Source organism: Candidatus Yanofskybacteria bacterium (assembly GCA_003514055.1).
In the GTDB taxonomy this organism is placed as follows: Bacteria; Patescibacteriota; Minisyncoccia; order 2-02-FULL-40-12; family GWA2-44-9; genus UBA12115.
The window spans coordinates 124,495-148,441 of record DOSG01000008.1; the positions used below are offsets into that span (position 1 = coordinate 124,495).

General features: G+C 42.0%; 20 protein-coding genes and 1 tRNA gene. 3 read left to right on the forward strand and 18 right to left on the reverse strand.

The genetic code is table 11. The annotated features are described in order from the left end of the window. Positions 1-14: 14 nt before the first annotated feature. The 9 genes from DEG18_02935 to DEG18_02975 form a co-directional block, all read right to left on the reverse strand. Positions 15-629, reverse strand: a complete 615-nt coding sequence (locus DEG18_02935; GenBank protein ID HBX58537.1) for a hypothetical protein — start codon at positions 627-629, stop codon at positions 15-17. 60 nt (positions 630-689) lie between these two features. Continuing rightward, positions 690-760 (reverse strand) — tRNA-Gln (locus DEG18_02940). 3 nt (positions 761-763) lie between these two features. Next, positions 764-1,015 (reverse strand): endonuclease, encoded by a 252-nt coding sequence (locus DEG18_02945; protein HBX58538.1) that lies wholly within the window; start codon positions 1,013-1,015, stop codon positions 764-766. A gap of 141 nt (positions 1,016-1,156) precedes the next feature. Further along, positions 1,157-2,239 (reverse strand): DNA polymerase III subunit gamma/tau, encoded by a 1,083-nt coding sequence (locus DEG18_02950; GenBank protein HBX58539.1) that lies wholly within the window; start codon positions 2,237-2,239, stop codon positions 1,157-1,159. A 32-nt stretch (positions 2,240-2,271) separates the two neighbouring features. Continuing rightward, positions 2,272-2,892, reverse strand: a complete 621-nt coding sequence (locus DEG18_02955) for a hypothetical protein (protein ID HBX58540.1) — start codon at positions 2,890-2,892, stop codon at positions 2,272-2,274. A gap of 34 nt (positions 2,893-2,926) precedes the next feature. Further along, positions 2,927-5,410: a hypothetical protein gene (locus tag DEG18_02960; protein HBX58541.1), complete on the reverse strand. Its 2,484-nt coding sequence runs from the start codon at positions 5,408-5,410 to the stop codon at positions 2,927-2,929. Between the two features lie 10 nt (positions 5,411-5,420). Then, positions 5,421-5,852: a hypothetical protein gene (locus DEG18_02965; protein ID HBX58542.1), complete on the reverse strand. Its 432-nt coding sequence runs from the start codon at positions 5,850-5,852 to the stop codon at positions 5,421-5,423. A gap of 111 nt (positions 5,853-5,963) precedes the next feature. Then, the gene (locus tag DEG18_02970; GenBank protein HBX58543.1) at positions 5,964-6,263 is read right to left on the reverse strand and encodes a hypothetical protein; all 300 of its coding nucleotides are present in this window, start codon (positions 6,261-6,263) and stop codon (positions 5,964-5,966) included. Between the two features lie 17 nt (positions 6,264-6,280). After that, positions 6,281-8,383 carry a hypothetical protein gene (locus DEG18_02975; protein ID HBX58544.1) on the reverse strand — a complete coding sequence of 701 codons (2,103 nt, stop codon included), beginning with the start codon at positions 8,381-8,383 and terminating at the stop codon, positions 6,281-6,283. A gap of 115 nt (positions 8,384-8,498) precedes the next feature. Here DEG18_02975 and DEG18_02980 point away from each other — a divergent pair, with 115 nt between their 5' ends. The 3 genes from DEG18_02980 to DEG18_02990 all read left to right on the forward strand — a co-directional run bounded on the left by DEG18_02980 (position 8,499) and on the right by DEG18_02990 (position 12,876). Beyond that, positions 8,499-9,647, forward strand: a complete 1,149-nt coding sequence (locus DEG18_02980) for a hypothetical protein (protein ID HBX58545.1) — start codon at positions 8,499-8,501, stop codon at positions 9,645-9,647. 8 nt (positions 9,648-9,655) lie between these two features. Further along, on the forward strand, positions 9,656-11,440 hold the full coding sequence (locus DEG18_02985; GenBank protein ID HBX58546.1) for a hypothetical protein: 1,785 nt from the start codon (positions 9,656-9,658) through the stop codon (positions 11,438-11,440). Between the two features lie 1,007 nt (positions 11,441-12,447). After that, positions 12,448-12,876, forward strand: a complete 429-nt coding sequence (locus DEG18_02990) for a hypothetical protein (protein ID HBX58547.1) — start codon at positions 12,448-12,450, stop codon at positions 12,874-12,876. A gap of 821 nt (positions 12,877-13,697) precedes the next feature. On the opposite strand, the gene DEG18_02995 is transcribed toward DEG18_02990, so the two are convergent. The 9 genes from DEG18_02995 to DEG18_03035 form a co-directional block, all read right to left on the reverse strand. Then, the gene (locus tag DEG18_02995; GenBank protein HBX58548.1) at positions 13,698-14,513 is read right to left on the reverse strand and encodes a hypothetical protein; all 816 of its coding nucleotides are present in this window, start codon (positions 14,511-14,513) and stop codon (positions 13,698-13,700) included. A 3-nt stretch (positions 14,514-14,516) separates the two neighbouring features. Beyond that, entirely contained in the window at positions 14,517-15,791 is a 1,275-nt protein-coding gene (locus tag DEG18_03000) for a serine--tRNA ligase (GenBank protein ID HBX58549.1), read from the reverse strand. Positions 15,792-15,843: 52 nt separating this feature from the next. Beyond that, positions 15,844-17,313 (reverse strand): lysine--tRNA ligase, encoded by a 1,470-nt coding sequence (gene lysS / locus DEG18_03005; GenBank protein ID HBX58550.1) that lies wholly within the window; start codon positions 17,311-17,313, stop codon positions 15,844-15,846. A gap of 156 nt (positions 17,314-17,469) precedes the next feature. Next, entirely contained in the window at positions 17,470-17,928 is a 459-nt protein-coding gene (locus DEG18_03010; protein ID HBX58551.1) for a transcription elongation factor GreA, read from the reverse strand. Between the two features lie 106 nt (positions 17,929-18,034). Beyond that, positions 18,035-19,978: a penicillin-binding protein 2 gene (gene mrdA, locus DEG18_03015; GenBank protein HBX58552.1), complete on the reverse strand. Its 1,944-nt coding sequence runs from the start codon at positions 19,976-19,978 to the stop codon at positions 18,035-18,037. Continuing rightward, complete coding sequence (locus DEG18_03020) at positions 19,962-20,486, reverse strand: hypothetical protein (protein ID HBX58553.1); 525 nt, start codon at positions 20,484-20,486, stop codon at positions 19,962-19,964. The genes mrdA and DEG18_03020 overlap by 17 nt, the downstream gene beginning before the upstream one ends. Next, complete coding sequence (mreC, locus tag DEG18_03025) at positions 20,486-21,274, reverse strand: rod shape-determining protein MreC (protein ID HBX58554.1); 789 nt, start codon at positions 21,272-21,274, stop codon at positions 20,486-20,488. Before mreC ends, DEG18_03020 begins: the two co-directional genes overlap by 1 nt. 3 nt (positions 21,275-21,277) lie before the next feature. Beyond that, entirely contained in the window at positions 21,278-22,327 is a 1,050-nt protein-coding gene (locus DEG18_03030) for a rod shape-determining protein (protein HBX58555.1), read from the reverse strand. A 346-nt stretch (positions 22,328-22,673) separates the two neighbouring features. Then, positions 22,674-23,939: a prolyl-tRNA synthetase gene (locus DEG18_03035; protein ID HBX58556.1), complete on the reverse strand. Its 1,266-nt coding sequence runs from the start codon at positions 23,937-23,939 to the stop codon at positions 22,674-22,676. Positions 23,940-23,947 lie beyond the last annotated feature (8 nt).

A 23,947-nucleotide genomic window follows, 5' to 3' on the forward strand; every position in this document is an offset into this window, starting at 1 on the left:
ATATCTAATTTTTATTAAAAACCCTTTCTTTCTTTCTCAAAAAGAGAACTAGTATCTTCACTTTTCTCCGAAACATGTCTCCACCCCCTCTTGTGGTAATTTGTTATTTGTTTATCCATACCCCTAGTCATAAAATCTTGTACATCAACCGGATTAATTAATTTTATAGAAGATGGTTTGTCTTTAAGAGTTCTTATATAGATGGCTCCTTCCTCTAAAATTTTATCTTTATGCTCCCCATTTTTTCGACAAATTATTGGATTTAAATAAAATTCTCTTATATCAAAGATTAGATACCGTTTTTTTCGATAGGTACCAATACCTATTTCGTAGTCAGCTTGAAAATTAGCAAACGATTCAACTTTTGCTTTAAGCTCTTCTATTTTTGTCACGAATTTGTTTAAGTGCTCCGCAGTAACGCCAACAAAATCAAAAGGTTTGTTATCTTTTATACCAACTATAACAAAACCTCCACTTTTTGTATTAGACATCGCTAAAATTGCCCGAATGAGTTTTTCTCTTGCCCAAACACTTTCTTCAAAATCAAAACTTTCCTTAAATTCTAGATTCAAGTTTTCAGTGTTTCCTTCTAAAATTTTCTCCATACTATCCTCGCTTATCTCCTTCATACCTTAAAAATTATAAACTAAACCGATGCTCTCCGATCTCTCGATACTACAAGCTAGATGCTGCGAGGCTTGGATTCGGACCAAGATACCCGGCTTCAAAGGCCAGTGTCCTACCATTAGACGACCTCGCAATATTATTTTATCTTCTCAAGTATTCTCAACTTCTCCCTCGATCCTTCATAACTTTTGAAATATTTCTCCCTCTCTCTGGCAAATATCCTTGTGCTAAATTCTTCAGAATGCACTAGCTTAAATGGTCTCCTGGATTTAGTAGATCTGACTCGACCAGCATTGTGGCAAGTCAACCTATCCTTAAGGTTATTTGTCATACCGACATAATAACCTCCATCTTTATCGCTTCTCAGTATATATACAAACTGTGCCATATGTGTCCTACCATTAGCCTGCCCGGCCAGGGACAACCTCGCAATATTTAAGATTATGCCCTATTTTGGCATTTTTCTCAAGAGTTGACTTACTTAACAATGGCGGTCTTTGCCGCCTAAAAGGCCGCCATTGTTGAAGAGTTAACTAAATCCGAGGACGTCCATCACGGCCAATTCAAGAGATAGTGTCGGGATCGGAGACGTCTTCATCTCATTCCTGGCATTCGAGAAAGATGCGATCATCCTTACTACTAGCTTAGGGTCAATCTGATGAGTGAAATTAGCATCGCTCGAAATTTCTACATCGGAAAAATAGGCCGCCAAAGTCGCTGGACTAATTTTCGATATCAATACTTTGCGTAAATATTCTATTAATCCTTTCGAGAAGTTATCCAAATCAACTCCAGAACCATGGATATCGCTTATAAATTCAATCGCCTTCTCTTTCTCGCTATTAAATATGAGAGACACGAACTTCGGGAAATAATCGGCGGGAATAAGACCCAAAGTTTCAATTACGTCTTTAGCCGTGACTTCTTGGCCAAGAGGATATGCAGCCCTTATTTTAGATAAATAAACCTCGGCATCTCTTAGCGCACCATCAGCCGAGATAGCCATAGAGCGTAAGCTGTCATCTCCGATCTTTATCTTTTCTATGCGCGCGACATCTTTTATCTTATTAAAAATTTGATCGGTAGTAAGTCTCTTAAAATCAAATCTCTGAACGCGGGATAATACCGTTGGTAAGATCTTGTGCGATTCGGTGGTGGCTAGAATAAAGATTACGTGAGCCGGCGGCTCTTCTAAAATCTTAAGTAGTGCATTGAATGCGTCTTTGCTTAGCATATGAACTTCATCAATGATAAAAACCTTGTATTTACCGCTTGGAGCCGCGACTAGGGCCGATTCTTTAAGGTTGCGTATATCCTCGATGCCTCGATTTGAGGCGGCATCAATTTCAATTAAATCCATCGAACGGCCTTCATTCATTATCGAACAACTATCGCATTTATTGTCGGGATTTCCATCTTTGGATAGATTGTGGCAGTTCAAAGATTTAGCGAATACTCGCGCGACAGAGGTTTTACCGGTACCCCTGGGTCCGGTAAATAAATAAGCGTGGCCTATTCGGCCGCTTATTAATCCCCCGGTCAAAGTTTTTATTATATGATCCTGCCCCACAACTTCAGCAAACGTCTGGGGTCTATATTTTCTATATAGCATAGTAGTACCCGAAAAAACTAAACTATCTTACATTAACTTGTAGCACTTTTCTTAAAGACTGCCAACTTGTAACCTACAAAACTAAACACCAGCGAGACAGCTGATCCGACAATAGAAGCAATAGTTCCCCAAGCCTTAGCGTCAAGTCCGAATTGAGGACCTATGAATCTGGCCACAAATGAAGCTGTCGCCGTATTCACGATTAGAGCCAATGCCGTAACGGCTATAAATTTAGCGAACTCCTTTCCACCTTCGCCGCTCTGCGAAGCATTAAAAGCCCAATACTTATTCCACATATAGCTCGTCAAAAGAGCCACTATAACCGAGACCGTCTTGAAAGAGGTAAACCAATTGCCAGTAGAATGTCCGGATAATGCAAAAAGCAAGTTCAATACTCCAATGTCTACGGCGAAATTGGTAAATCCGACCGCAACGTATTTGCCAAACTGATTGAAGAAAGCTACCCATCTTCCCAAGAAATATCCTAGATTAACCCCAAATATCCATAGAATCGGAATGATCAAGACTAGCCATGAGACATTCATTCCGAGGAATATTGGTGTGCCAAGAAACTCCAACACTCTCCAGCCAATAAAGCCGGCTATTAATCCGGTTATCACAGAGAAAACAAAATCTTTTTTTGTAAACTTCATTTATTTTTTAGCAGTTAATTTCGGAACGAAATCGTTACTTAACCGGATCAAATTTAGCTTTAATCTCAGCCTCAACTTCATCTCTTGGTCGACCGTACTTTAGCTTGGACATATTATTGATCGCATCAAACATCTCCCTAGAACCAGCACCGAAAACCTTCTCAGTCTCTAATCTGAGGCTAAATGGTTTCTCTACCTTATTATTTAATATCAGGCTAACATAGGCATTCAAGTTGGCTATATTGGTCATATCCTGCGGAGTAAAGCTGGCTGCAAATTTATTTTTCATCGATGGATCCTCCGCGTCATCTGGACCAAGTCTTAGTGCAAAAATAGAGCCAACATTACCGAATATTGCGTTTCTTATATTCTCTTTCAATTGCTTTACGAATTGGTGAGCGATAATCAGGCTGAGCCTATATTTTCTAGCCTCTGACAATATCTTAGATATGCTGTCCGTAGAAAAATTCTGAAATTCGTCTATGTACAGGTAAAAATCTTTTCTTTGTTTCTCATCCACTATGTCCACTCTGGACAATGCGGCCATCAATAATTTACCTATTACGATCATGCCGAGAAGCGCAGCGTTAATTTCGCCAAGCTTACCCTGGGACAGATTAACAACCAAAATTTTGCCATTATCCATAACCTCTCTGAAGTTGAAAGCGCTTTTCGGTTGATTAATGACTGGCCTAAGAAACTCATTGAATACAAAAGACGTGATCTTGGATGTTATATATGGGGCCATGTTGGCGAGACTCTGATCACCGCCGGCTTTCTCGGCCTCTAGCTTCCAAAATTGGCTCACCAGGGGGTTCATTTCCATGGTTAGTAGTTTAGCCCTATAAGCATCGTCGACTAGAACTCGGCTAACGTCAGCCAATACCGGAATATAGCTATCCTTATCTGGTAAGTTGCTTCTAAACGCATGTTCATAGGCGTCCATCAGTAATAAAGCCGAATTCTTAAAGTACTTTTCAAACATTGGTCCGCCGGTAGTTTTCAGATCGTATAACTTATCGAATATTCCGAACAATTCGTCTATAACCATAGATTTTTGTTCAGAATGATTTGGATCGAACTCCATCATGTTTAAGCCCATTGGCCTTGATATATCTCCAGGGTCAAAGTATATTACATCATCAATCCTTTCTTTTGGAATAATGCCCAGGACAAACTCAGAGAATTCACCATGAGGATCAATTAGACATAATCCTTTTCCATTTTCGATATCCTGTCGTAAAAGCGATTTAAGAATAGTTGTTTTTCCAGTACCAGTTTGTCCGATCACGTACAAATGCCTTCTTCTGTCTTCGTCAGGCATATGCACAGGAGTCTCTTGCCCCCTATAAACATTAACTCCCAAGACAATCCCTTCTCTTGGTAGATCAGATGGTGGTTCAGATGGCTTGGCATTTAGATATTTGACCTTCGGCGCCGAAGTAGTCGCTAATGGGAAATGCATCAAACTCGCCAGCTCTTCACTAGAAAGTAAAATGGATTGCCTATTGTCGAATACCCTAAAGGCAAACTTGAAAAGAAGCTTATTTAGATAGCTCCCCTTAAGCTTATTCATCTTGACCGAATTGGCGTCTGAGCTAGACAACTGTACGAATGAATTGCTAATCTCGTTAAATATTTGCTCCGCTCGTGATTGATCCGTCGAAGAAACGATTACTCTAACATCTGTATCAAACAATGGCTTTGAAGCTTTGGTCTGGATACTTTTTATGACTTCCTGATCAAATTGAGTTATCTGCTTAGGCCCTTCAGCTGGCTTATTTTCATCTTTCTTAGCCGGAAAGAATATATTAAAAATTGAGTTTGCTTTTTGAGCTTTTGAAAGTGCGCTCGAGAACTTAGCACCATTTTGCATATCACGAGCAACTTTCCCTGCGATTTTTCTGGCCGAGTCCTCGTGTGATGGTCTAATTAATATTTGCATGGAAGCACCCTCGCCTTGCCCGTCAAGTTTAGAAAATGCTGTCAGAATCAATCCCAAAGGATCAGACTCGAGACTTTGATAAGTCTTGAATGGTAATATAGCATCACCCTTTAGTGCCATGTATCCTCCAACATGAGCACCATTAGGATTAAAAATATTATAATCCTTAACTTTCGCCACTTCCGCCGTTGGGTAGAGCCCGTGGACCAGTTTCTCAAAGATATCTTCGAATGATCTTGGCACAGAAGCGTAGAAATGTATCTCTTCGCCAATATGATGCACGGCCATCTCAAAGGATAGATATGGCTCACCATACTCAAATTTATTCCACCCTTTTGAATGAATATTGGTGAACGAAGAGTACAACTGCTCCATGACCATAATTAACTCTTTGTCTTGCTTCTGTGGGCCATTCGAAGATTGAGTTTCTCTAGGCAAGACTATGGAGAATAACGACATATTCAGAGCTCTCGCAATACTACCTTTGGTTCTGAAGGAATTAATTACAATAAGAGTAGCTATTAAAATCATAGCTGCGACGACTAGGTATATGGCTAGTAGTATTGGAGACAAACTTTAGGTATTATTTAATCTTTTCTAACTTATTTCTCTCAATTAGAGTGTCGTATAACTGGTCAACTATGATGTCGTGAAAAGCGTCCATCAAGGCTGGGTTATTCTGGCCTTTAGCTGCTTTCACGGCATCTGCCAAGCTCTTACTAAAAACGATATTCACCAATGCCTGGACGGCGTCTTTAAGCTCGGGCAGTAGATAGGTTTGGTCATCATCCTTGGGCGTGGAATTAGCGCCCGAAGTAGCTGTTTGAGTATACGCCTTGGGCTGATACTCAGGAGCGTGCTCCTGTATTTTTTCTCCAACAGCTTCGTGAAGTATTTCTTTATCGGCTGCATTGTCTCCCTCAGACTGGCCCAAAGCCGCTCTCTTTTCTCGCAACCGCATCTCTAGATCAGCAATTTCTTGTTGTAGTGCCGGCGAAGTCTCTTGCATTTTCATATTGTTACTTTACCTAATTATAGTCTTTTGTATTAATAATAAAACGTCCGTATCAACAGTTGCCCAGATCAAAACGAGCCCCAACAGGGCTCGTTTTGATCTGGGATTTATTTAGCCCAACTTTTGTATCCAGGCATCGGCGATTGTGTCTGCCGCCGCTTTCTGATCGTCTTCCGTCTTCTTCCATGCACCATTTCTCTCTCTTATTGCTAATTCAACTTCGGCGATAGCCTTATCCATCTCATCAACCTCGGCCTCAAGGGCATTCATCAGCTTAATAAGTAGATAATCTGGCATGTTCTCGATATTTTTCAGAAGACCATCTTTAATCTCATCTTTCAGAGCAGATTCAGCCAGCAAACGGCCAACTTTCTCCGCTATTTGTTGTTGTGTTAAGTTTAGTTCGTCCATTTTATTATTTTATATTTTTAGAGTCCCATCATTCTTAATACTTCGAATGGTATTCTTAACATCTGGCCCTGAGGCAATGATCTCGAGCTTACTGAGTCTAGGATTTTGCTAGTCCATTCAGGCTCATACATTTGATTGAAATTAAGCACTTGCTTAGAAGCATCCACGAGCTGAGAATCGGTAAGAGGTACCTTAGAATTAATCTCGATGGTGTTCCAAATATTATCAGTCATCCTAGTCCACATATCTACGAACTCCGGCGGTGTTCGCACTGGAAGTTTGTCCGGCATGGGCAATCCTGGTCCTTTTGGTAGCGGTGGTAACGGCCCGACTTCTGAAGATAAGGCTATATACCCGATACCGCCTATCCACAATAGAGTCTCTATCGCGCCATATACGTACCTGCTCCACCATTTTGAATCTAAAGTATCTCTCATTCTCTTTTTGACTTCTTCAAATGAAGATCCCGCGCCAGCCTCTCTTATAGAAACCAGGGTCTTTCTAACTTCATCTTCTACTTGAGCCAATTTCTCCGGAGTTAGAACATTTTCGCCGAATTGATTCTTATATTTTTTCAAGCCTTCCAATATTCTCTCCATGGTATAACCGATGGTCCTTTCGATATATCCATCGTTCTCCTTTCTTCTGGCTTTTTCAACTTCTTCGAAGTCAGCCCCCGATCTTATAGCTTCCCTATATATACTGGCCCAATAATCGCGATTAGCATCGGATAAACGCCCATCAATTACCTTTATATCTTCGCCGGTTGCTGCTGACTCTTCAACTAATTTATTAGCATATTCCTGCGCCTTATCAGTGTCTGCTATCATATCCCTACGCGGATATGGAAACGCAGTATCAACCTCAACTTGAGTAGCAAAGGCTGTGGCCGTATCGGCCGCTCCGAATGTGTGTCTCCTAAACTTTTCGGCATGATAATATTCTAAACCGCCCACGGTTGCCATTCCCTTAGCTCTTTCCCATAGCCAGCCTCCGGCCTTCTTGAGCTTAGAACCAATGCCTGAAGCGCTGAATTTACTAATTAACCCCTTGGCAGACTCATAAGCCGTTTCGACAGCTTCAGCCATCTTCTTACCTACTCCGCCTTCAAGTTTTCTGATCTCGCCCCTAATTTGATCAGCTTCGTCTTCCATCGGTCCAATAAGTATTCCGATTCTATCTTCTAATTCCTTGAGCCTCGCTCGAGCATTCTTCATATCTTCCTCGGCCAAAGCCAAGCCATCTGGCCCAATGCCAGGAACTCTACCAGTACTTTTTGCAAATTCTATTCTTTTTCTGATTTCATCAATCTCGTTCAATATGGCCGATCTAGGATCACTACCATCTTGCTTAACTCTTTCTATCTCAGCCATAACTTCAGACAGTCTATCTTTTAATTTTCCAAGCTTTAATTCTTTCTCGGCCGCTTTTCTTTCTTCTTCTTCTAACTTCTCTTTGTTGGCCTGTCTTTCTTTTGCTGCTTTTAATTGATTTTGTAGATCAGCCATCTCTGATTCTGCTAAAGCCAAAGCTAAGGGTCGCGCCGTACTCTTGGTGTAGTCTAATTCTCTCTGCTTATTAGCGATTTCCGTCAGCAAGCCAGAAACCTCATCATCAACTCTTGATTCGGAGATCTCAGCCATTCCAGCCGGCATTTCTTCTCCAACCTCAGCTGATGGCACGATCGGTGCTACTTCAGCTGGTGATGGAGCTGCCGGAGTTGGCTCTGCCATTGGTTCATGAGGAGCAGAAGGAGCCGCTTCTGGTGGCCTCGGAATTGGAATTGGTGATAAGTTGGCTATCTCAAGTTCTATGGCCATCAAACTCTTAAATTCTCCAGCAATCTTAGCTTCGGGATCAAGCGCTGCTAATTTCTCCATTCTTCTTTTCCATTCGTTCTTTAGCATTTCTTTTCTGCCACCCTCAGTCTTAACCTCCTCATCGGACATGTCCTCAATTCTTTCATTAATCGATCTGCTAAATTTTGTTAGAGCATAATTAGCGGACAAAACATCCCTTTTCGCTAAAAGGGCTTCCATTCTGATTTCTTCAGCACTTCTCTCGACGGCCGAAGACTTATCACCCGAAACTTCTATTTTTGTAGGATCCTCCGTTGACATTTTGATGTTGGTTATATTAGTTACCTAAAGTGTAGGAAATATAAACAAATAGCACAATGCTGTTATCAACATACCGAGCAAGGTACAACCACGATATTCTGTTAAAATTAATCTAATGAGAAAAGAAATTATCGTATTTTCTATAATCCTGGTCGTAGCCGGTTTTTTTAGGTTGTATCAGATAGATACAACGCCTCAAATAGCTCCAGACCTCATGACGCTCATGATTGTCTCATCGGGCCTTAGCTTATTATCTGTAATTTGCCTCTATTTACTAGCAAAGAAAATGTTTGGCTGGCCCATTGCCGCAATCACGGCCTTTCTTATGGCCACATCATTTTGGCACGTGAACTTATCTAGGACCGAAATTATGGCTACCAGCTTCTTGCTAGTTATGATCTCAATGTTCTATTTCTTATGGGAAGGGCTCAGAAGCCATCACATACTACATTTTATCGCAGCTGGAATATTGTGTGGTTTTGGTCCCTACATATACGATTCCTTCTTTTACGCCATCCCGATAATAATTATTCTATTTTTAGGATATTGGAGTTTCCTAAAGAGAGACTTTTCTCTCTCGAAATATGAATTCGCTAGACACGAACTTCTAAAAGGTTTTACGGCCATGGGCCTGACAGCGTTAATAATATTTCTACCCCTCGGGTTTCTATATTGGAGCCATCCTGAGATTATTAATAATTCCCATGATGGTTTAGAATCGGTTTTTACAACCAAGTCCCCAACCGTAGAAATAGTGAAAAATACCGAGAAAACGTTGGGAATGTTCTTGATCTCCGGAGATAAAAATATTAAATATAATATCCCTGGCAGGACTGCTATCGCCTGGCCACTAGTAATATTCTTTGCAATTGGACTAGTCAAAGAATTTATTCACTGGACGAGAAGAAAACACGGCCACTTCTCAGTTGCACACACAATGCTGTTCTCATGGCTCATATTAATGATGTTACCCGCCATATTTGGCAATAACGCGCCGAATTCATTGCTAGCTGCAGGCATGCTGCCAATCATAATGATACTCACCGCTCGCGGTATTTGGTGGTTGTTTGAAAAATTAAACCACTCAGAAGAGCTACTCCATGCGGCCAATCATTCTCTATTCCATGGGACAATGACCCCAAAAGTAAGCGTCACTCTTTTCGCTTTCCTTGGCGCAATCGGTTTTTTTGAGTATTGGCAATTCTTCCACGTCTGGGGCACGTCACCCGAAGTTCTTATATTCTTTAACCAAATAATTAAATAAGTAGCGTTATGTACACAAAAACTATAGCCGGAATAATCATCGTATTGTCGGTTGCTCTGGGCCTATTCAGCACTTGGAACGAATCACCAGTCGTGGATGAGGTGCCCCATATTGGTGCAGGCTATTCGTACGTGACTCAAGGTAGCTATATATTTAATCCGGAACATCCGCCATTAGCCAAAGACTTAGCTGGCATAGCTCTGGCGCTTCTAGATTTAGATCAATCTGCATTTTCCATGCCTCATCCCGGGTATTGGCCGACTGACATTCACGGTGAATGGAATTTTGGAAGAAATTTAATATTCAATTCAGGGAACGATGCCATGCTCGTAACCCGAGTGGCGAGAATACCTCTATTCTTATTCTTCATTCTTAGCGCATTAATAATATTTATCTGGACCAGAAAATTATACGGAGACAAAGCAAGTCTCATTGCGCTCTTTCTTTTCTGTATGTCGCCAACCATCCTTGCCCATGGCCGTCTAGTAACGACGGACGTCGCCGCGCTATTTGGCGTGCTTCTCAGCTCTTATTTCTTCGTAAAATTCATACAGAATCAAACGAAAATAAATCTCGTTTTAGCTGGTTTAGCCTTTGGCGTTGCTCAACTGACAAAATTCTCTCTAGTCCTGATCATCCCGCTATTCTTTTTGATAGCCGTAATCTGGGGCGCCTCTCATAAAAATTGGCGCCTGGCAGTCAAATCATTATTACTAACCGCCGTTATAATGATCATCGGCGTAGTAACTATAATTTGGCCGACATATGCGCTACACGTCCAAAACGATAATCCTCAGACGCAAAGAGCTGACGCGATAGATATACTGAAAGATTTCGGATATGACAGTCAGAAGAATCCCACATTAATGCGTAAGGCCGCGGACCTAACAATTTGGGCCAGCGATAAGCCCATAATCAGATCTCTTAGCCATTATACCCTTGGCGTTCTAATGGTTGTCCAAAGAAATGCTGGAGGTAACACAACTTATTTCTTCGGCCATATAAACTTCGTGGGGTCTATGAGCTACTTCCCGTTAGTTTATTTCATAAAAGAACCGCTACCATTCTGGGGACTTACACTAATTGGATTGATTGGCTTGCTATATGGTTTCAAGAAGTTTAAATTCGATAGAATCTCTAGCTGGTCAAAGAATCACATAGGAGAGATTACGATGCTACTTTGGCTAGCCATTTATTGGTATACGAGCCTAACCGCACATCTTAACATAGGCGTTAGGCACCTCATACCCACGTTCGGTTTCGTCTACATCCTCTTATCTGGTCAGATTGCGCAAATATTGGAAATCTTAAAATATAAGAAAAAGGCTCTTGCTGTATTCGCCACGATGATATTTCTTTTGCTTGGATGGTATTTGGTTGAGAACCTCAACGTATTTCCATATTACTTAACTTACTTCAATCAGACCGTAGGTGGGCCGACTGGTGGTCATCGTTACGTAGTCGATTCTAATCTCGACTGGGGCCAAGATCTTAAGAGATTGGGTGATTGGGCAGAAAAAAATAATATCGATAAAATAAATTTAGATTATTTTGGATGGTCAGATCCTAGATATTATCTAGGCGATAAATACGCTTATACAAGCGGAGGAATGTACAAGAGCGCCGAAGAATTCTTAAAAGCTTATCCCGCCGGTGGATATTTAGCCATATCGGCGACATTCTATATGCAATCCAAATATGATCAGGATAAATTCTATGCCTGGCTAGACGCATACAAACCCGTCATCACTATAGGCAACTCGATTCTCGTTTGGCACATACCACCCAGATAACCGCTTCGGCCCAAGCCTACGACTCGACCGATAGTCGAGCCGCTCCTGCGGCGGCTCGCTGTCTACACGCTACAGAGACTTAGAGGATGGGCTAAAGCACCATCCCTCCGAGACGGCCCTCGGAAGATCCAAGCCCTCGGGCCTGTGCGAGTTCTCGCTGTAGGCTTGGGCCTTCGCTTGAATTAATTTTAATCAAGCGTAGCTCTATTCATTTTTGAATCATCCGCAGACAAGCCAAGAATAGGAGATTGGAAAAGCATTAGTCCAAAACAACAGGTCGAGGGCAATACAATCATTAAGGAAGAAGGCCTCCCACTAAGTGGGAGGCCTTCTTTAAATGATAGTGCGAGGGTTACCTATTGTTTTGGCCTACTAATGCTTTTCTGTATCGACTAGACTTGGCGTAGTCGAGGACAAGATGAAAAAATGGATGGGGCGGAGCGTGATTTTAAAGTATTAAAAAACTCGTGCCACCGAGATACCCGGTCAGCACGAGCTGGGTGGAGTTACTCAGCGCTTCGCGCCTTTCGCCCCACCCCCCTACCTACTTGCGTCGCGTCCGTCGGCGATTTACCCTACGGCGGCCGCCACGACCTGTCTGGTGCCATGCGTCCTCCACGCGAGTCGATCATCGTCATTGTCGAGTTCTGGACGCTTGGTCGTAGCTATTTGCTACGGCGGCCGCCAGGATCGAGGGGTTAGCATCATTCCTCCGCATCGTGTAGGTCTACGAATTGAGCGGGCCCGGAGCGGGCCGAGCGCAACAGTCTTCGCCACTATGGCCACCGTTCGCTGGCCGCTCCGGACCTTCCGTCAACGATACGCCTTTCGCTGGGTCGTCGGGACACGTATCAGGCCCCGCTTCCTCCTCAGATCTAGTGTCTTCGGAAGAAGGTTCAGGCTTTTTTGGGTGGAGTGCCTGACTTTATCTCCGAATGCCCGCGCCCGAGAGAATCTCGGTGCCGCAGGCAATTGGCAGAAGCTGTCCTTCCTTCAATTCAAACCTTATGAAAGGACTCCCGCTTCCACCAATAGGTACGACCAGGCCGTCGGTTCGTGGTCCATCCTTACCGGGGGCCGCAGGACGTGCAGGCGTTCATCGTGCAGACGTTGTAGCCGAACGGGCGGGCCAGGAAGTCATACCACGGGCAATCCTGAGTGACGACCGTCATGCACTCACCCGAGGGGTTGTCGTAGCCCGCGTCACTCGGGTCGCAGTAGGCGGGACGAGCATCGACGCGGGTCGATTCCGCGATGGGAATGACGATGACCGCGATCAGGAGCATGATGGTGAACAGTCTACGCTTGGACATGGATACCTCGGGTTGTTGGGAATGGGTGAACACCGCTTTGGGCGGCCGTACCTTCTTCTTCGCATCTTCCACGACTTACAGACTTTGGAAGAAGGTTCAGGCTTTTTTGGGTGGAGTGCCTGACTTTATCTCCGAATGCCCGCGCCCGAGAGAATCTCGGTGCCGCAGGCAATTGGCAGAAGCTGTCCTTCCTTCAATTCAAACCTTATGAAAGGACTCCCGCTTCCACCAATAGGTACGACCAGATCGGAATATCGAGGGTTACCCCTGCTTCCGGGACGGGATCCATCTCCTTTGAAGCCCATCTTGGGGTTTCGCCGGAGACATCTGGTCGAACTTCTTTGCCCAAGAAAGGGCTCAAAAAAACCAATACTACACTGATCTACATTCTAATGGCACATTTAATCAAAATTGCGTGTTGCCTGAACTCTCAAAAGACTGCATAAATACTGGCTTTTTTGAGCCCTTACGGGCTCTTTAAGGAACTTAGTGTAGATACATTATAGCAGATGGCGATATAATGTCAATAGCCACTCCGCCTAGCTCCATCTATTACAACTCCCCATATAGATAAATAATATTCGAGCTTCTGATAAATCCGAACAAAATCTGGATGCCCCTCAGCCCCAAGGGGCTTCGACCCAGATTATTGCAAGCCCCTTCGGGGTTACCGTATTTATCATCGAATCTCTCATTTATTTATATCTATATGACTCGGATTGTAATCGATGGGGCTAGGCTTCGCTTGGTTTATTCGAGCGAAGCCCCAATCACTTCGGAGGAAATTGCGCAGATATTTTGGCTTATCCTTAGGATGGCCAGCGCCCATTCGCTTTGCGAATAAGCGCTGGCCATGAGAGGTTCTTCAAAATATCGAGCATTAGGAGCGAAAGATCGCAGGAAACTTTCGACTCTGATCCGATGAAGTGATTGGGGCTGAGTGCTTATTTGTAATAGACGCGGCCATCAATACGAAGATCGACATATTGAGGCTTAAAGTTCGTGTCGTCTTTCTTATTATTTAGGAATATTTTAAGAACCTCTATTTGACTAACGATATTCGAATCAAGAGAAAAGATTAGATCATACCCCCCATTACTACTAAAACGAATATCGCTTACAGTGTTTTTAGGGATAGTCACATTTTTTATATTAACGATATCCCTTAAACTTTTGATCGTTAGCAAGATGGCATTGAAATATTCTTTGTCTATAGCCTGCTCATCAAATTGCTTTTCATCTAGGATCGTTAGCAACGCAAATCCCGTAGATTTGCGGACTTCCCCCCATAAACTCATACTCTCATCGAAATACTTGCACTTATCGTTGCTAGTGATGTAATTTTCAAAACACCAGACGCCAGTCGGATCTCTTTCGGTAAAATTCATAATCAATGACCCTAGGTTGTTTCTATCTATACTCACGTCTCTTAGATTGTCATACTTATTGAGTAAATCATTCTTTAGAGATTGCTGATCGAGGAACAGTATATTTTTCCCGACGGGTATGAATCCCCATATCTTTCTCTCTTTATGTCTTTCTATCTCCGAAGTTACTGAATCCGTAGGGATATCTTCCAGGCCCTTGATAGTCACGCTTTCGATCATAAACACCGAAGAAAAGAAAATCAGATAGAAGGCACCAGCTATTATGGCAAAAATAATTACGCCAGCTATTAAGCTTTTTATGAGAAAAGATCGCCTTCTTTTTCGAGTTAGACTGTCTTTATAGTGCGGTCCCTTAATGGTAGTGGCGCGCATTAACTATTTCGATTTAATTTCTTTTACTCCATTCATATATTTATGGAGGACTTCGGGGATCCTTACGCTACCATCTTCCTGCTGAAACTGCTCCAGGATGGCTGGTAATAAACGACTCGTGGCAAGACCAGAAGCATTGAGCGTATGCACGAATTCATTTTTTCCAGTCTTAGAACTCTTATATTTTATATCCGCCCTTCTGGCCTGGTAATCGATTGCGTTCGAAGCACTACTTACCTCTTTATATGTATTCATGCTTGGTATCCAAACTTCAATATCACAAGTCTTAGACATTGAGGCCGAGGCATCTTGAGCGGCCAGCTGAACAGTCTGATAATGAAGCCCGAGGCCCTCGACTAGTTTTTCAGCGTTCCCAACAAGTTCTTCAAAACCACTCCACGAATCTTCGGGTCTAGTAAACTGAAACATCTCTATTTTATTAAACTGATGGCCACGAGTCGTACCCTTCTCTCCAGCACCATAGCCCCCCGGCTCTTTTCTAAAACACGGCGAATAGGCAAAGTATTTTAAAGGTAGATCAATTTCATCTAACACCTCATTACGATGCAAGTTGTTGATCATCATCTCACTGGTGGCATTAAGGCAAAGACTGTCGCCCTGCTTATTTTCCGATGATCGCGATGTCCAAAAAAGATCGTCTCTGAATTTGGGTAAATGGCCAGAGGCGTAGGCCGAATCTTCGTTAAGTAAGAATGGCGGCAAAATAAAAGTGTAGCCATTAGCGACATGAAAATCTTTGAAATAATTTAATAATGCCCACTCCAACAGAGCGCCGTTACCCCTATAGCACCAAAAGCCAGACCCAGCTATTTTAACACCGCGGTCGTAATCGATAAGATCCATTCTCTTGGCCAGCTCGACATGATCAATTGGCTCGAAACTAAATTCCGGTTTCTCACCGAATGTTTTTACCACCTTGTTATTCTCTTTCCCGCCCGGAAGAACGTCTTCGGCCGGTATATTTGGTAACTCCGACAGCTTCTCCTTTAATTGATCTTCAACATTCCTGAGATTGGCCTCTAACTCTTTTACTTCTTCGCCAATCTTTTTCATCTGTTCAATTATCTCTGGCGTCGGCTTAACCTTGGAGTTCTTATTCCTCTCGGCCTTCAATGCTTCTAGGCCAATAAGTATCTCCTTTCTGTTATCATCTAGCGCGATAATCCCGCCCAAATTTAGGACATCCTTGGCCACTCTTTTCAATAAAGCCTTCTCTACCTCATCTCTTTTATCTCTTATTAATTTTATATCTAACATATACGTAATGATTAATTAAAGTTGTAGGTTTCTACTCTAGCCATGCGAAATTCTATCCCTTTCGGGAGTTAGACTTCATCAACGGAAAGATCTGACATTCGCGGATAGATTTATTCATGAGGAAAGAGAATAGCCTCTCACTAACACCAAAACCACAAGTTGGAGGCATACCGTATTCCAATGCTTCCACGAAATCATAATCATACATCTGGGCCTCTTCGTCGCCAGATTCTCTGAGCTTAACTTGGTCTTCGAAACGGTTAGCCTGATCAATCGGGTCGTTCAATTCGCTGTAGCCGTTACCAACTTCAGAACCAGCGATAATTACCTGGAACCTCTGGCTCAATTCCGAATTATTCTGATCTCTCTTGGCCAATGGTGACAGCGCCACCGGAACGCCTACCAAAAACCCAGGCCCAGTGATTTGCTTTCGACAATACTTCCAAAGATTATCTAGCGCTCGCGTTATATTAAAACCCTTTCTGTCATATTTTATTTTCAGTTCAATAAGTTTAGCCTCAACCTCTTCAAGCTTGGCGCTTAAAATATCCACCCCAGTAAATTTCTTTATAGTTTCTCGGTAGTCATATCTCTCCCACTCGCGGCCTAGGTCGATTTCGAAATCTTTAATTTTAAATTGTAGAGTGCCAAAAGTTTCTTTAGCAACGTATTTATACATTTCTTCTACTAGCTCCATGCCATCATTGTAGTCGGCATAGGCCCAGTAAAATTCCATCTGGGTATAATCCTGAGCATGTTCACTATCCATGCCTTCATTTCGAAACTGCCTTCCGATTTCGAAGGTTTTGGCGTAACCAGCAACCATTAATTTCTTTTGCCACAATTCGCCCATGGAGATTCTAAGATAGACATCAAGATCGAGCGCATTGTGATGGGTAATGAAGGGCTTGGCATCAGCTCCGCCGGTCGTACTCTCGAGAACTGGTGTTTCAACTTCCAAGAACCCCCGATTCAATAGGAATTCGCGAGTTGATTGCCAGAACTTAGACCTTTTTACGAACATCTCTCTGGTTTCTGGATCAAATAAAATATCTAAATATCTTTTTCTTAACTTGTCCTCTTCATCCTGGAGTCCATGCCACTTCTCTGGCAACGTTAAAATGGCTTTGCTTAGAAGCCTGCACTCTTCGACTTCCAAAGTTTGTTCTTCCTTTTTGGTTCTAAAAAGTGTTCCTTTGATTTCTATAAAATCACCGATATCTATGAATCTTTGGAATTTATTAAAGGCATCTTCACCGACCACGTCTTTCTTGATGTGCCCCTGGATCTTACTACCGTTATCATAGACATCCAGAAAAGCCGCGCCACCATGCCCCCTGACCGCCATCAACCTCCCAGCTATGACTATAGTCTTTTTCTCGTCAGACAATGACCCAAAATTGGATATCGCTTCAGCGACGGTATGTGTGCGATTAGACTTAGCCGGATATGGGTCTATACCCAACTTTCTCAGCTCTTCAACCTTTTGAATTTTAGTATCTCTTATTTCATCTATTGGCATATTCAAATGATAGCAAATTGGCCAAAAAAGTGAACCCGGCCAATCGGCCGCTCCCTATACGCTAAAAATTAGTACCCCTCTCCTCGCCATTAAACTAGCTGGACAACAAAAAAGCCCTGTCTACGCCATTCAGCGTAGACAGGGCTTTTTAAAAGATTAACCGATATCTACGATTTTATATTCAACTTCACCCTTTGGAGTAACAACTCTTACGGCTTCGCCTTTTTTACGGCCGATAAAAGCTTTTCCAAGGGGAGATTCATTAGAGATAAATCCGGCGACCGGATCTGATTCTGCGGCGCCAACAATCGAATAAGTGTGCGAACCAACTTCAGATTGAACTTTGAGGGTTGACCCGACCTGGACGAAGTCTTTATCGCCGTTATGATTAATAACCACGGCCTTCTCCAATATGTTTTTTATCTCCTCTATCCTGCCTTCATTGAAAGCTTGAGCTTCTTTAGCTGCATCGAATTCGGCGTTCTCAGACAGATCTCCTTGCTCCTTAGCTTCCTTGATTCTAAGAGCAATCTCGGGTCTCAAAACACTGAGTCTCTCTTCGAGCTCATTCTTTAGTTTCTCTAGGCCTTCCTTACTGAAATATTGGTTATCCATAATTTTTGCCTTATTTCTAGATAATGACCAGAAACGGGCGTTACTTAATTATATAAAGTAGAAGTCTACAACAATACTTTGTTTTTGGCAATTCTCTTGTTGATAATCAAAGTGCAGGCGAGATAGATGGCTCGGGACTCTCCGCAGGAGATATCGAGGGCACGACATCTAGCACTTTATCCTTAGAAAAATACCATTTCATGAATTCGTTAACTGTACGGGTGGCATATCCTTCATTTGAAGACGAGCCTTCGGTCAGAACAGTGACAACAATCTCCGCATTATTTAAAGGGGCAAAAGCCGTAAATAAGGAGTTGATCCTCTTGCCCTTTACAATCTCTGACGTTCCGGTCTTTGCACCAACTCTGACCGGTATGTCTTGTAGCAACTTGGCCGTACCAGATATAACCGTCTCCTCCATATCTCTTCTCATCTCGTCTATTATGTCCTCCCTGAATGGCAACTTCTTAAGAACTTCTGTCTTAAAAATTTTCAATGTATTATTCTTTCCGTCCACAATTCTATTAGCTATCCTAGGACGATATATAGTCCCGCCATTAGCGATAGCCGCTATATAACTATTAAGCCACAACGGCGTAACGGATAGGTCTCCCTGGCCTATGGATATATTGTAAGTATCTCCTGGATACCAAGACTCACCCCGTTCAGTTTCCTTCCATGCAGGAGTGGGAACAAAACCCTTACCCTCATTCGGCAGATCAATTCCCAAGACGACATCAGCTAGAGCGTTCTTTAAATAATTAGCTATCCTATCAACTCCCAGTCCAGAGATTTTTCCATATCCGCCGCCGCCAATAAAAAAGTATATGTTGCAAGAATCTGCTATGGCACGCCTTAAATTAAATTGCCCCAAATCTACACGCCAATTTTTGAAAGTACGGCCAGTATCGCCGCCACTTGAATCAGGAACAGTTAAGCTGACGCAATCTTTTATGGTGTCGCTAATTTTAAATATGCCCTCCTGTAGAATAGCCATGCCCATGAATGGCTTTATCGTAGAACCCGGATTATAGACGCCACTTACTACTCTATTAAAAAGTGGCTTTGAGCTATTATCAAACAATTTTTTGTATTCAGTCTCAGATAGGCCATCTCGAAAAAGATTATTATCAAAACTGGGAAAGCTTACCAAAGCCAGCACCTCGCCATTCTGCGGGTTCTGCACAATAGCAGCGGCTTTATCTAATGATGTCGGCTTCAATATATTAAAAAGAGAATTATATAATACTTTCTGCATGTCATAATCTATATTCAACACAATATTATTGCCGGGTAGTGCTTCTTTTTGATCGCCGCTAGCTCCGCCACTGAAAAATACGCGCCCATGCTCCCCCCTCAAATATTCTTCATATTCGTCTTCTAGGCCGGCACGACCGATCGTATCTGTAGATAGATAATACGAATCCCGAGCTAGGTCATCTTTAGAGACCTTGCCGGTATATCCAATTATTTGAGAAAATTGAGAGCCATCAACATAGTACCTCTTAGTGTCTGCTATTACATAAAATCCTTGAGGATTTAGAAAATTTATCTCTAATAGCTGCTCTTTGGATAGATCTTTAGCTATAAAAAAGATTGAGCTTGATTTCATTTGATCGGCGACTTGGCTGGCTAGGATATCTCTATCTAGGCCAAGTGCCTTCGCAATCTTACCTAGATTAACATCGTAATCTTCCTTGTGCTCCCTAATCTCTTTGGAAATAACCAATAGATCAAAACTTGGCAGATTCTTCGTAAGCGGCTTGCCAGAACGATCTAATATTATTCCTCTCGGGGGCGGAATTTGAAAATTAGCCGAACGGTTTTGATTGGCAACTATTGATAAGCTTTTATGATCTACGATTGATATCTTGAAAGAAAAAGAAAGTATAACCCCTATCAACAGAATGAAAGATATCCAAATAATCCTAAAAGCTAGATCCGATATCGGCCTTTCTAGATCTGAAAGATCACTGCCGGAATCTAATAATGTTTCTTCCGGCGTTATTAAATCATCCCTATCGATTGATATTCTATAGTCTCTCTTCATTGTAGATATTAAATATGCGAGTCAGCAGAAAATATTCTATAGCGATTATTATATATGAATGAATATAGAACCTATAATCTTTCAGATGATTCCCAAATTTGAACGCATTTAAGCTCTCGCCGGAGATAAACTGTTGAGAGTAGTGACTAATAATCAATATCGCGACAGTAAGGGCCAGTCCCAGTATAGGCATCGCAATAAAGCTCATATATCCGCTACGTTCAGAGAATATATTAAAACTGATAATTCTATCCATCCCAAACAATACCAAGATAATTAAGCTCATAGGAAGAATAATTGAGCCGAGCGGATAACCAAGAATCAGCTCATACAGAATCGAAAAGAATGGAAGAAAAATGAATACTCTTTTTCTAGGACCGAAAACCAGTAGACAACTTGCCAGATATGTAATTACTAAAAAATTAAAATACGCACCGTAAAGAGCTGGCCCGATTAGTCCATCAACAGCGATACACAATAAAAATATCAATAGGAACCACAAGAACATTATTTTTTTATAATTAAGACTCTTGAGAATCTTATCTGATCAAATGCTGGCTTAATTCTCACCTTCTTAAACAATTCTCCGGCTTTAGTCTCAACCAAATCAACTGTACCTATAATCAAAGCTGCTGGGAAAAGGTCATCACCAGAAGACACAATAAGATCCCCCTCCCTTACGTCATCGTCCTCAACGATCAAATCTAAATTTAAACCATTACGCACAGCTCCGACAGCGATACCTCCAGCTCCAGATGCCGCATCCCTAGCCGTAACCTTGAAAGAACTGTCGATTACCGAAACGACTCTAGAAAAAGTCTCAAAGACATCTCCGATTCTACCTATTAGTACACCCTCGTCAGTCACAACAACGAGGCCACTTTCTAACCCGTCGCTAGAACCCTTATTAATTAAAAAATTTAAACCGTCTAAAGATGCCGAACTGCTGAATATGCTGGCATCCACGAATGAAAATTTATGTTTTTCTGCTAAATTTAAAGATTTTCTCAAATAATTATTCTCTTCTTCTAAATTCTTAAATTTAGACAATTGACTAGTAAGATCGTCAACTTTCTCGCGCAGGGCCACGTTATCATTAGAGACTTTTCCCAATCTTCTAAATTCATCCCAGAACATTCTGAAGCCGTTCATCTTCTCAAATAGATAAACTGCCGGCCTTTGAATTATCCCTACGTTTGGAACAATCTGCCCAATCCAAAAACGACTGGCTAGAGCCATCGCCAATAAGATAAAAATTAAAAATATTAGATACGCCAGGAACTTATTCCTCATCATGGTTTATATATAAGCCTCTCTCTCGGTTGAGACTAATACGTTCTTGAGCTGATCCACGTTTTCCAAGACAAAACCGCAACCACGAGCAACGGCCGTTAACGGATCGTCGACAATTTTAACAAACAGCTTAGTCTCTTGAGCTATGAGCCTATCCAACCCACGCATCATCGCTCCACCGCCGGCAAGATATATGTGCCTATTTATAAGATCAGCCGTAAGCTCTGGCGGCGTCTCTTCGATTGTGCTTTTAACCGACGCAACAATTAGGGCTATAGACCTCTGCATTGCTTCGCGAAGATCATATGACGTGATCGGCAGCTCCTTAGGCAGCCCAGAAACCAGGTCTCGACCCCTAACTGTACCTTCTAGCTCATCTTCAAGCGGAGAAGCCGAACCAAACATAATTTTCAGATTCTCAGCCGTTGCATCACCTATTAGAAGATTCTTCTGCTCTCTCATATATCTCACAATATCTTCACTCAATTTATCTCCGGCTATTCTAAGAGATCTAGACGCTATAACGCCTCCCATAGAAATTACAGCCACCTCCGTAGTCCCACCACCCATATCGACGATAACATTGGCTACAGCGTCCTGGACTGGTAATCTTGCCCCTATAGCCGCGGCCATAGGCTCTTCTATCAAATAGACCTCTCTCGCACCAGCATTATATGTTGCATCTTCGACTGCACGCCTCTCAACTTCGGTCACGCCAGAAGGTATGCCCACAACTACACGTGGCCTCGGAAATAATGCAAATCCTTCCTGATGGACTCTGTCTATGAAGTACTTGAGCATCTGCTCGGTAACCTCGAAATCGGACACCACACCGGAAACCAATGGCCTAGAGACCATGATATATCCAGGCGTACGCCCTACCATTTTCTTAGCTTCTTCGCCTATGGCTAAAATCTTGCCAGTTTTTTGATTAACTGCGACTATCGATGGCTCATTGATGATAATACCTTTGCCCCTAACATAAACTAAGGTATTTGCAGTACCCAGATCAATACCAATATCTTTTGACCAAAAACCAAAAAGTTTGTTTAACATCCTCGTTTAATCCTTATCTTTCAATAACATAACATATCAAAAATGATATGAACAATCAAAAGACGTTCCACCCCTTCCATCTCCTCATCGTGTCCTCGCCTGCATCATTGACTATCGAGTTGCCTAGGCAAGAATAAGCCAAAAAGATAGGTAACCCTCGCACTATCAATTTCTTATAGGTGTTGCCCTCGACCTATCTTTTTGGATTCTTGATTCTAGTCACTCTACAGTCAATGATTTAACTGCGGATGATTCGGAGATGGAAGGAGCTTCGCTTGAGATAGAACTTTACATACGAAAAAGCGAGCCTAAAACTCTCAAAAAATTTTTAGGCTCGCTTTTCTAATTATATTAGAAATTTCTTGAGATCTTTTATCTCAATCAGTTCTAGCTCGCTAGACTTTCTGTGCTTAAGCTCTACCGAATCTTTGGCTAGAGTTTTTTCACTAACTACTAGTCTGATTGGACAACCTATCAAATCAGCATCAGCAAATTTTTCACCTGCACTCTTGTCCTCTCTATCGTCACATAAGACTTCTAAGCCAGATTCAGTTAATGTATCATATATAGCCCCAGCTTCGTCATTCTTGCCTAACGATACTAAATGTATCTTGAATGGTGCTATGCTATCAGGCCAAATAATACCCCTATCATCGTGCATTACCTCAACAATTGTGCCCATCAATCTACTGAGTCCAATGCCATAAGAACCCATAAAAATGTGTTTCTTATTTCCAGTATCATCGATAAAATCCAAACCAAAAGGTTCTGAAAATCTAGTTCCCAAGGTAAAAATATTACCAACTTCAATAGCCTTCTCTTCTACAAAGTCATTTCCTAGACCCAAATCCTTCTTAATATTATCGGTAAAAATCTCTTTATTTATGGCAGCTCGGCCTCTTTCTATTTCTAGTCCCTTACCGTAATCTTTTTTAGATATATAGATAAGGTCTTCTCCGGCTTCGCAAATAGTTTGGAATTCGTGGGAAAATTTGGAGAAAGTTCCACCAGATGCAAGGACTAAGTATGTCCTATTTCCAATGCCAACTCGATTAAAAACATTCTTATACGCCTCAGTAGCTTTTTCATAAAATGCCATATGCTCCTTTTCATCTTTGGAAAATGAATACAGAGCCTTCCAATAGAACTCTCTCCCTCTTAAGATACCGGATTTGCTCCTGGCTTCATTTCTAAAGATTTCCTTAAAATCATATGCATATATCGGCAAATCTTTATATGAGCTTACGTGCTGAGTCAAGATATTGGAATAATCTTCTTCGTTGGTAAACGATAAGCCGGCTTCACCGCCATTTTTTAGCTTCGTCTTAAACCAGCTATCTACCACCTCATCGCTCCATCTACCTGATTTCTCCCAAGTTTCCTTATTCTGAAGTATAGACGTCTTCATTTCTACGCCATCAATTCTGTTCATTTCTTCCCTGATTATCCCTTCAATCTTTTTTATAACCCTCAAGCCAAGAGGAAGAAATGAATATACTCCAGCCATTTCCTTATACACGAAGCCGCCACGAATAAGAAGTTGAGCATTTACAGCTGTCTCATCGGCTGGAGCCTCCTTGATTGTTTTAGTGAATAATTTAGATATTCGCATATGTTTAA

What these genes read in the sequence shown, in the direction of transcription:
- DEG18_02945 (HBX58538.1), bottom strand. Translation starts at nt 1,015, where the DNA reads ATGGCACAGTTTGTATATATACTGAGAAGCGATAAAGATGGAGGTTAT.
- DEG18_02995 (HBX58548.1), bottom strand. Translation starts at nt 14,513, where the DNA reads ATGCGCGCCACTACCATTAAGGGACCGCACTATAAAGACAGTCTAACT.
- DEG18_03010 (HBX58551.1), bottom strand. Translation starts at nt 17,928, where the DNA reads ATGGATAACCAATATTTCAGTAAGGAAGGCCTAGAGAAACTAAAGAAT.
- DEG18_02985 (HBX58546.1), top strand. Translation starts at nt 9,656, where the DNA reads ATGTACACAAAAACTATAGCCGGAATAATCATCGTATTGTCGGTTGCT.
- mrdA (HBX58552.1), bottom strand. Translation starts at nt 19,978, where the DNA reads ATGAAGAGAGACTATAGAATATCAATCGATAGGGATGATTTAATAACG.
- DEG18_02990 (HBX58547.1), top strand. Translation starts at nt 12,448, where the DNA reads ATGAAAGGACTCCCGCTTCCACCAATAGGTACGACCAGGCCGTCGGTT.
- DEG18_03030 (HBX58555.1), bottom strand. Translation starts at nt 22,327, where the DNA reads ATGTTAAACAAACTTTTTGGTTTTTGGTCAAAAGATATTGGTATTGAT.
- DEG18_02975 (HBX58544.1), bottom strand. Translation starts at nt 8,383, where the DNA reads ATGTCAACGGAGGATCCTACAAAAATAGAAGTTTCGGGTGATAAGTCT.
- DEG18_02950 (HBX58539.1), bottom strand. Translation starts at nt 2,239, where the DNA reads ATGCTATATAGAAAATATAGACCCCAGACGTTTGCTGAAGTTGTGGGG.
- lysS (HBX58550.1), bottom strand. Translation starts at nt 17,313, where the DNA reads ATGCCAATAGATGAAATAAGAGATACTAAAATTCAAAAGGTTGAAGAG.
- DEG18_03000 (HBX58549.1), bottom strand. Translation starts at nt 15,791, where the DNA reads ATGTTAGATATAAAATTAATAAGAGATAAAAGAGATGAGGTAGAGAAG.
- DEG18_03035 (HBX58556.1), bottom strand. Translation starts at nt 23,939, where the DNA reads ATGCGAATATCTAAATTATTCACTAAAACAATCAAGGAGGCTCCAGCC.
- DEG18_02935 (HBX58537.1), bottom strand. Translation starts at nt 629, where the DNA reads ATGAAGGAGATAAGCGAGGATAGTATGGAGAAAATTTTAGAAGGAAAC.
- DEG18_02980 (HBX58545.1), top strand. Translation starts at nt 8,499, where the DNA reads ATGAGAAAAGAAATTATCGTATTTTCTATAATCCTGGTCGTAGCCGGT.
- DEG18_02970 (HBX58543.1), bottom strand. Translation starts at nt 6,263, where the DNA reads ATGGACGAACTAAACTTAACACAACAACAAATAGCGGAGAAAGTTGGC.
- DEG18_02965 (HBX58542.1), bottom strand. Translation starts at nt 5,852, where the DNA reads ATGAAAATGCAAGAGACTTCGCCGGCACTACAACAAGAAATTGCTGAT.
- mreC (HBX58554.1), bottom strand. Translation starts at nt 21,274, where the DNA reads ATGATGAGGAATAAGTTCCTGGCGTATCTAATATTTTTAATTTTTATC.
- DEG18_03020 (HBX58553.1), bottom strand. Translation starts at nt 20,486, where the DNA reads ATGTTCTTGTGGTTCCTATTGATATTTTTATTGTGTATCGCTGTTGAT.
- DEG18_02955 (HBX58540.1), bottom strand. Translation starts at nt 2,892, where the DNA reads ATGAAGTTTACAAAAAAAGATTTTGTTTTCTCTGTGATAACCGGATTA.